8 protein-coding genes are annotated in these 7,633 nt (G+C 28.9%); 2 read left to right on the plus strand and 6 right to left on the minus strand.

The window, feature by feature from the left end; translation table 11 throughout:
• Positions 1-7 precede the first annotated feature (7 nt).
• The 5 genes from fdhD to MR593_RS05880 all read right to left on the minus strand — a co-directional run bounded on the left by fdhD (position 8) and on the right by MR593_RS05880 (position 5,735).
• Complete coding sequence (gene fdhD, locus MR593_RS05860; RefSeq protein ID WP_290690777.1) at positions 8-826, minus strand: formate dehydrogenase accessory sulfurtransferase FdhD; 819 nt, start codon at positions 824-826, stop codon at positions 8-10.
• Between the two features lie 180 nt (positions 827-1,006).
• Positions 1,007-1,927 carry a hypothetical protein gene (locus tag MR593_RS05865; protein WP_290690780.1) on the minus strand — a complete coding sequence of 307 codons (921 nt, stop codon included), beginning with the start codon at positions 1,925-1,927 and terminating at the stop codon, positions 1,007-1,009.
• A 191-nt stretch (positions 1,928-2,118) separates the two neighbouring features.
• The gene (locus MR593_RS05870; protein WP_290690783.1) at positions 2,119-2,529 is read right to left on the minus strand and encodes a PaaI family thioesterase; all 411 of its coding nucleotides are present in this window, start codon (positions 2,527-2,529) and stop codon (positions 2,119-2,121) included.
• 87 nt (positions 2,530-2,616) lie between these two features.
• The gene (gene recQ / locus MR593_RS05875) at positions 2,617-5,067 is read right to left on the minus strand and encodes a DNA helicase RecQ (protein ID WP_290690785.1); all 2,451 of its coding nucleotides are present in this window, start codon (positions 5,065-5,067) and stop codon (positions 2,617-2,619) included.
• 128 nt (positions 5,068-5,195) lie between these two features.
• Positions 5,196-5,735, minus strand: a complete 540-nt coding sequence (locus tag MR593_RS05880; RefSeq protein WP_290690786.1) for a hypothetical protein — start codon at positions 5,733-5,735, stop codon at positions 5,196-5,198.
• 211 nt (positions 5,736-5,946) lie between these two features.
• Between MR593_RS05880 and MR593_RS05885 the strand changes: the two genes are divergently transcribed.
• Together MR593_RS05885 and MR593_RS05890 are read left to right on the plus strand one after the other, a co-directional pair.
• Positions 5,947-6,321 carry a helix-turn-helix domain-containing protein gene (locus MR593_RS05885; protein WP_290690787.1) on the plus strand — a complete coding sequence of 125 codons (375 nt, stop codon included), beginning with the start codon at positions 5,947-5,949 and terminating at the stop codon, positions 6,319-6,321.
• A 42-nt stretch (positions 6,322-6,363) separates the two neighbouring features.
• The gene (locus MR593_RS05890) at positions 6,364-6,777 is read left to right on the plus strand and encodes an ImmA/IrrE family metallo-endopeptidase (RefSeq protein ID WP_290690789.1); all 414 of its coding nucleotides are present in this window, start codon (positions 6,364-6,366) and stop codon (positions 6,775-6,777) included.
• Between the two features lie 46 nt (positions 6,778-6,823).
• Here the strand turns inward: MR593_RS05890 and MR593_RS05895 are convergent, their stop codons facing one another.
• Positions 6,824-7,456, minus strand: a complete 633-nt coding sequence (locus MR593_RS05895) for an endonuclease/exonuclease/phosphatase family protein (protein ID WP_290690792.1) — start codon at positions 7,454-7,456, stop codon at positions 6,824-6,826.
• Positions 7,457-7,633 lie beyond the last annotated feature (177 nt).

Here is a 7,633-nt window from a genome sequence, read left to right on the forward strand (position 1 = left end):
TTAATTTTTATTCAAAAATTATTCTCTGTGGATTAGTGTATATATTCATCCTTTCTCCTCTAACAAATCCAGCCAAAGTTATATTTAATTTTTTTGCAATTTCAACAGATAAATTAGTTGGAGCTGACTTAGAAATAACTATAGGAATAACTGATTTTGCAGCCTTCAAAATCATTTCACAAGATATTCTTCCACTTACAAATATTATTTTATCTTTTAAATTTATATCATTTAAAACACAATCTCCTATAGCTTTATCCATAGCATTGTGTCTAGCTACATCTTCTTTAATTGTTATAAGCTCTTGATTGTCGTAAATAGCAACACTATGTACTCCACCAGTATTTTTAAATAGATCAGAAGATGTCAAGTTTTCTTTCATAACTAAGTATATATCGCTTACTTTTACAGTTACATTTGTATTTTCAATAGGTTTTAAATCTACATAATCTAAATCATTTAGATAAAATCTCTTTCCCTTATCAAGTACTTTGTCTTTTTCTACGACTGCATTTGCAACCCTATTTCCAAAATCGATTTCTATTGATTTTATATCTGATTTACATTTTATAATGCCTTTAGTCATCAAAAATCCAGCCACTAATTGATCTAAATTTTCTGGTGTACACAAAAATGTATTAGAATACTCTCCATTTATAACTAAAGCTAATGGAAATTCTCCTATTATTGTTTCTATCTCCTCTTTATGATTTTTTTCTTTGACTTTTACTACTTGAAATTTAAAATTTGTTTTATAATCATAATCTACTAGTCTTTCTTCTCTATTTTTATTCTGTTCAACATCTTTCGCATATTTATTTTCCATAGCGCTCACCCCACGATTTATTAAATTTGATATTTCATATTATATTAGTATGAAATTCATTTTAAATATAGTTTAATATTTGTAAATTGTCAACTAATATAAAAAAAGCATATCACTACAATTTTTCTTGTAAATAATATGCTTTTAATATTTCTCAATTTAAAAATACATTATTGAATTTTAATAATATTCATTTCCTGTAGCTTCAAATGCTTCTTTGAATGCATTCATAAATATTGTTTTTCCTTGTTCCTTATATTCTCCTAAAGGAGTATCATTTTCTGTATCTTCATAAGCTTTTTCAGCAAATTTGCTTGGAGCTGTATCTTCACCGTATTCAAAATAAAATTCTACATATGCTGCTCCTGCAACTGCTATTTGTTTCTTTAATTCATCATTAAAGTCTATTTTATAAGTGTCGCTATTGCTAGTATTGTTGTTATCATTTGCATCTTTGTTGCTATCATTTTTATTAGTAGTATTTTCTTTTTTATTATCAGTTGCTGATTGTTGTTTCTCTGCTTCTTTCTTTTTAGAAATCTCATCTAATTTTTGATTACATGTTTTAAGTAGTTCTTCACATTCCTTTAATTCATTTGAATAATTTGCCTTGTCAGAAATATCATCCATTATGTATCCTATTTTAACTTTAGCATTCATATATTCTTCTTTTTTCATAAGCTCTTTAACTTCGCTTATTCTTTTTTGTATGTCTTCTTTAAAAGTTAAATTTTCTTGCTCTTCTTTTAATTTTTCACATTCTTCCTTTAATTTCTTAGCAGCATCTATTCCTACTGTACTTTCACTTTTACTTGCTAATATTTCATCACATAGATCAATAGCTTCTTCATACAATTTAGCCTTCATTTTTGCTTCTACTTGTATAATTTTTTCTACTTGTTCGTGTAGAGAAGTAGCTTCTGCATCTCCTTCTTTTTCATCAAGTGCTGATTCAAAATAGTCTAATGCATCTTGATATTGTTCTTGTCTAACTGCTTGTTCTCCACTATCCATATATTCATTGTACTTCTTGTCACTGTTGCATCCAGTTAATATAAACGCACATATTATAATCAAAGCCAATGCTTTTTTTAATTTCATAATTAACACCCTCACTCCTATTAAAATTTTATACTAGACTAAAGATATTTTTGACACATAAGGAATTATATCACTAAAAAAACTTTAGATAAATATAATTTATTTTTTTTACAGTTCTAATTATACTACTAAATCAATTTTTTTAAATAGCTTAAATATATTTTATTGTTATTTTTATAATTTCATATACACTATAAATTTAAATCTTCTTTTAAATTAAAATATGTTACTGTGGCTCTAGCTATAAGTCTATTTTTTTCATCTTCTACATCGACATCATATACTAAAAGATTTTTACCATATTTAACCTCTTTGGCTTTTGCTATTAATTTTTTTACACCAAAGGTTGGTCTCAAAAAGCTTATATTGCTGTTACTGGTTGTGGCTTTTTTTCCTCTAGACCAAACTGCTGACCCTGCAACTGAATCTGCTAGAGAAAATATACATCCTCCATGAATTCCCTTAGACATATTAAGATGATTATCAGTTATTTCAATCTCGCCTTCTGCATATCCTTCTGAAACTTTAGTTATTTTTATACCATTGACCATTGTGAAGCCTTCAGAGTTATTCCTAAAATCTATAATTTTTTGATAATCCATAAAAATACAATTCCTTTCATTCTCATTAAATTATATTTTTATAATACTAAAAAAGACGAGCTTTTTAAAGTCCGCCTTTTTTCTGCTTTAGCTTATATATTTTTCAATAATAACAGCTCTTATACTTTCGTATTTGATGTAGTCTGGAAGAGATTGTTTTATTTCACGTATTTTTTCTTCTCCGTGTTTTTTTATACTTTCTTCAATCAATTCCTTTTCATCCTCGCAATAATATATCGTTGGATCAAATTTAAAGTGAAGCTCATTTTTCTCTTTTATATAATCGTATACATATCCTAAAATAGTAGAAACTGATACCTCTAAATCGTTGCCTACTTTTCTCATATCGATTCCTTGGTTTAATAAATCTAGAGCTATTTCTTTAGGCTTTCTGCTCTCTCCATCTAGTATTAGCTTCTTTCTTTTTTTGTCCTTCCACTCTACTTTTATATCGTTTTGTTCGACGTACTGTTTTACTGTATCTATTATCTCTTGTCCGTATTTTTCGATTTTTTTAGGTCCCATCCCTGAGATGTCGTTTAGCTGGTCTAATTCGAGTGGATATCTACCGCTGATTTCTTTTAAGGTATTTTTAGGCATTACCATATGGTATGGTAGATTTTCCTTTCTCGCAAATTTAGCTCTTAGCTTTTTGAGCAATTCATATAAATCCTTATCTGTATCTACCTCGAAGAATTGTTCGTCTTCTTTAGAGCTTTTAGCTTCGTTTTTATTTATTGATTCTTTGTCTATATTTTTATCCGACATATATTTTTCAATTACGCTTATAAATTGTCTGCCGTATTTTTGATACTTAATTTGACCGACACCAGAAATATTTAGCATTTCATCTTCTGTAGTCGGATAACTGTTCGCCATTGAAATTAAAGTAGCATCTCCAAATACCATGTAAGGAGCTATTTTCTCATTTGCCGCTATAGATCTTCTTAAATCAGACAGTATTTCAAATAATTCATTTTTCTCTCTAGATTCTTTAGCCACCTTGACCTCTTTAAATTCAACCTTTATCTCGCCTTTTAGTACTCTCATGGATTGTTTGTTTAAATATACTGTTGGAAAACTTCCCCTAGCACCTGGATTTTCTCTTATATCTAAAAATCCATGAGATATTAAAGTATTTATAAAGTTCTTTAGCTCTTCATTAGAATAATCCTTCATTATTCCATAAGTGCTCAATTTATCAAATCCAGCTTCTAAGACCTTTTTATTCTTAGATCCTCTAAGCACATCTACTATCATTATTATTCCAAAATTTCTTTTCATTCTAAAAACACACGAAATAACCTTCTGTGCATCTAGCGTCTTATCTATTATTACACCTTCGCTCAAGCAATTGCTGCAATTATCACAATCTACGTCTACTGTTTCACCGAAATACTCTAATATACTTTTTCTATAGCAGGAGTTGCTATAAACTAAATCGACCATCTGCTGCAATTTATCGTATTGAATCGATTTTCTAGATATATTTTCTGTACTTATGTCTATTAAATACTTCTGCGTATGTACATCTACCGGTGAAAAAAGCAATATACACTCGCTCTTTTGCCCATCTCTACCTGCCCTACCTATCTCTTGATAGTAGTTCTCTATGCTCTGTGGCATATTATAGTGGATGACCCATCTTATATCAGGTTTGTCAATTCCCATACCAAAAGCATTAGTTGCGACCATTATGTTGACTTCATCATTTATGAATTTATCTTGGCTTGTCTTTCTATCGTCATTAGACATACCACCATGGTATTTAAGCACGCCTATATCTCGTTTTGAAAGACCTTCATAAATTTTCTCAACTTCTTTTCTAGTTGCAGCGTAGATTATCCCATTTTCTGATTTATGATTTTCTATGTATTCTAATAAATATTTATTTTTGGCAGAAGATTTAACTATGTTTATGTATAAATTTTCTCTATCAAATCCTGTTATATACACCTTAGGATTTACAAGACCTAGCATCTTTAGGATATCCTGTCTAACCTCTTCTGATGCAGTCGCTGTAAATGCAGTAACTATAGGTCTATTGTCTAAATTATTTATAAAATAAGGTATTTTCTTATACGATACCCTAAAATCATGGCCCCATTGAGATATACAATGAGCTTCATCTATTGCAATTTGAGAGATATTTTTATTTTTTATAATATTTAAAAAATCTATATTTTCCAGTCTCTCTGGAGCAATATATAATATTTTACATTTATTGTCTAATATATTTTTTAAAACATTATTATAATCACTTACAGATAACGAACTATTTATATAACTAGCTTCAATACCCATAGTATTTAAAGTGTCCACTTGATCCTTCATAAGCGATATCAACGGTGATATCACTATAGTAATGCCCTCCATACATAAGGCAGGAATTTGATAACAAAGCGACTTCCCGCCACCTGTTGGCATTATAGCTAGAACGTCCTCTCCACTTAAAATACTATTAATTATTTTCTCTTGACCTTTTCTGAAGGTCTTATACCCATAATACTTTTGTAGTATATCTAATATCTTATCCATATAATTCTCCTCGCTTGAATATATTTTCCGCTCATTATTATGCTATTTAGTTTATATCCAAATATCTTACATAATATACATTTAACTAAGAATTATTATACTACAATTATTTATCCTCATTTAAATTTTTATTTTGGAGAATATTTCCCTCTATTATCCTCCACATAGTTTAATAAAATTACTATTATATCCCTCAAAGCGCTCCATTCATCTGGAATATCACGCCAACATATGTACTTACTTCCGTCATTTTCAGTATATATATTTGATATATATGTGCAATCACTATCGCTTTTATATTTTTTTGCGCTTTGTTTTAATGGAAATTGCTCAAGTAGTCGAATCAATTTATCTACATCCTCCTGACCGATAATTTTTTCGACAACTGGTTGAAATTTCCTAATCACTTTAATAAAATCCTCACTAGCTAAAATATCACCAAATGAACTTTTACTATAATCTGAATTTTCCCTCACAAAATTCTCCATAATTCTAACTAGGTCGTTTGGTCTAATCGCAAAATTATAAAACAACCTGTAATTGCCCCCATCCATTAGATGAAGCTCCATGTATAAGCTCCTATAAAATATATGTCTTACTTCGATGTCGAGTAACTTCTTCTCGCTGTTCGGTACAAAAAATTTATATTCCTCTAGGTATATACTCATTTTTTTACCTCCAGTTAAATCTTCTTTCAATCACAATACGTGTATTTTTTTAATATAACACACATATTGTGTATGTTTATATAATAGCACCTCCGATAGTGTTTGTAAATATATTCCTATTCTTTTTGTGTTTATTTATTTGAAAATTATACACATTTCGTGTTAATATATTTATAGAAGAAGTAAATTATTAGCAAAGGAGGTAAAAATTATGTTTGGACAAAATCTAAAAAATCTAAGAACATCTAAAAACCTCAGCCAATCTAAGCTGGGCAAAATTTTAGGAATTTCAAGTAGTACAATAGGTATGTATGAACAAGGTAGAAGATTTCCCGATCAAACTACACTTACTAAAATAGCCGATTATTTTGATGTATCAACAGATTACTTACTTGGTCGCAACCCTAAACCTCCAACTGAATTTAAAGACGCTAAAGCTGCGATGGAATTTATACTAAAATTGCCTACTGTTATGGCATACGGCGGCTACGATGCGACAAAATTATCAGACGAGGAGATAATAGAATTCGCCAATGAATTATTACACCAAATCGAAATAATCAGCTATAAATACAAAAATAAATAAGATTATTAGATGATAAGTAAATTATCAGAGGGAGGTAACTTATTGAGTAATAAAATCAAACAGGCTGTTGAGAATTTAAAAATAAGATATAACACAAATAATCCTTTTGAAATTTGTGAACAAATGGATATTAACGTAAATCAAATAAAAACCAACCCTAGCTTTAAAGCTTTTTTTGCATATGCTTCTGGAGATTATCCATTTATTACAATTAATTGCAATTACATGGAAAAATCTAAACAGATATTATGTGCCCACGAGCTTGGTCATATAGTTTTAGGTCATAAAGGAGTAAATAATTTCGAGGCTGAGGACTTAGATGCTGAGAGAGAAGCAAATTTATTTGCGCTTTATATGCTATTTGACGAAAGCGAATTTGATATAAAATTTGAAAATATGTCGAACTATTTAATAAAATACACATTGGATAAAAATATAATATTGGCTAGTAAATAATCACAGGGGTAGCTGCAAATTTTGTGACTACCCTTTTAATACTATATTATAATTCAAAATCTACTATAATAGGAAAATGATCTGACATATACACATCGCCGACTTCATATGAATTCACAATTAAACCCTTATCCACAAAGCAATAATCTATTCTACTTTTACTAAATGTAGGATAATTGTCCTTTTTTAATTGTACTGAAGCATCATTGAAATTATTTATACTCAAGTTTTTTTCGTTGAAATCTCCACAGATTATATTTTTACCTTTCCCATTTATATTTTTTACAAAATCTAGTATTTCATCTATTTGCTTGAATCTCTCTATTTTATTTAGACCAAGATGTGTATTTACTACATTCAAGCAATTATTTTCATCTGCTTTTAATTTTACGTGTGCAAGACCTCTCTGCTCTCTTTTACTCGTTAAAAATACATGATTTTTCTCTATTATTTTGTATTTAGAAAAAATGCAAATTCCGTATTTTTGTGACTCTACATTTTCAGCAAAGATACCGTTCATCCTAAGATATAGCTTCATAAATTCATACTGAGAATGTAAAACTTCCTGTAAACATATAACATCCGCTCTCTGTTTCTTTAGATACTTAACTATCTGAAACAAGGTTGTTTTCTTATTTTTATCCATAGCTCTATGTATATTGTAAGAAATTATCCTCAATGTCATCACCCCTTATTCTCAGATTTTTTAATTTCACCCTTTAAAATACCACTATTTACTAATATAATTATAATCAGTTAGTTAACAAATTATTAGGAGGCGAAAAATAAAATGAATTTTTCAATTGACAGCGAAATAAAATCACTTTGTCCTAATGCAACTTTAGGAATATTAACA

It is taken from the genome of Intestinibacter sp. (assembly GCF_022780145.1).
In the GTDB taxonomy this organism is placed as follows: Bacteria; Bacillota; Clostridia; order Peptostreptococcales; family Peptostreptococcaceae; genus Intestinibacter.

Bases quoted from the DNA above. Each gene is read 5' to 3' on its own strand.
- recQ (WP_290690785.1), bottom strand. From the start codon at position 5,067: ATGGATAAGATATTAGATATACTACAAAAGTATTATGGGTATAAGACC.
- MR593_RS05870 (WP_290690783.1), bottom strand. From the start codon at position 2,529: ATGGATTATCAAAAAATTATAGATTTTAGGAATAACTCTGAAGGCTTC.
- MR593_RS05885 (WP_290690787.1), top strand. From the start codon at position 5,947: ATGTTTGGACAAAATCTAAAAAATCTAAGAACATCTAAAAACCTCAGC.
- MR593_RS05880 (WP_290690786.1), bottom strand. From the start codon at position 5,735: ATGAGTATATACCTAGAGGAATATAAATTTTTTGTACCGAACAGCGAG.
- MR593_RS05865 (WP_290690780.1), bottom strand. From the start codon at position 1,927: ATGAAATTAAAAAAAGCATTGGCTTTGATTATAATATGTGCGTTTATA.
- fdhD (WP_290690777.1), bottom strand. From the start codon at position 826: ATGGAAAATAAATATGCGAAAGATGTTGAACAGAATAAAAATAGAGAA.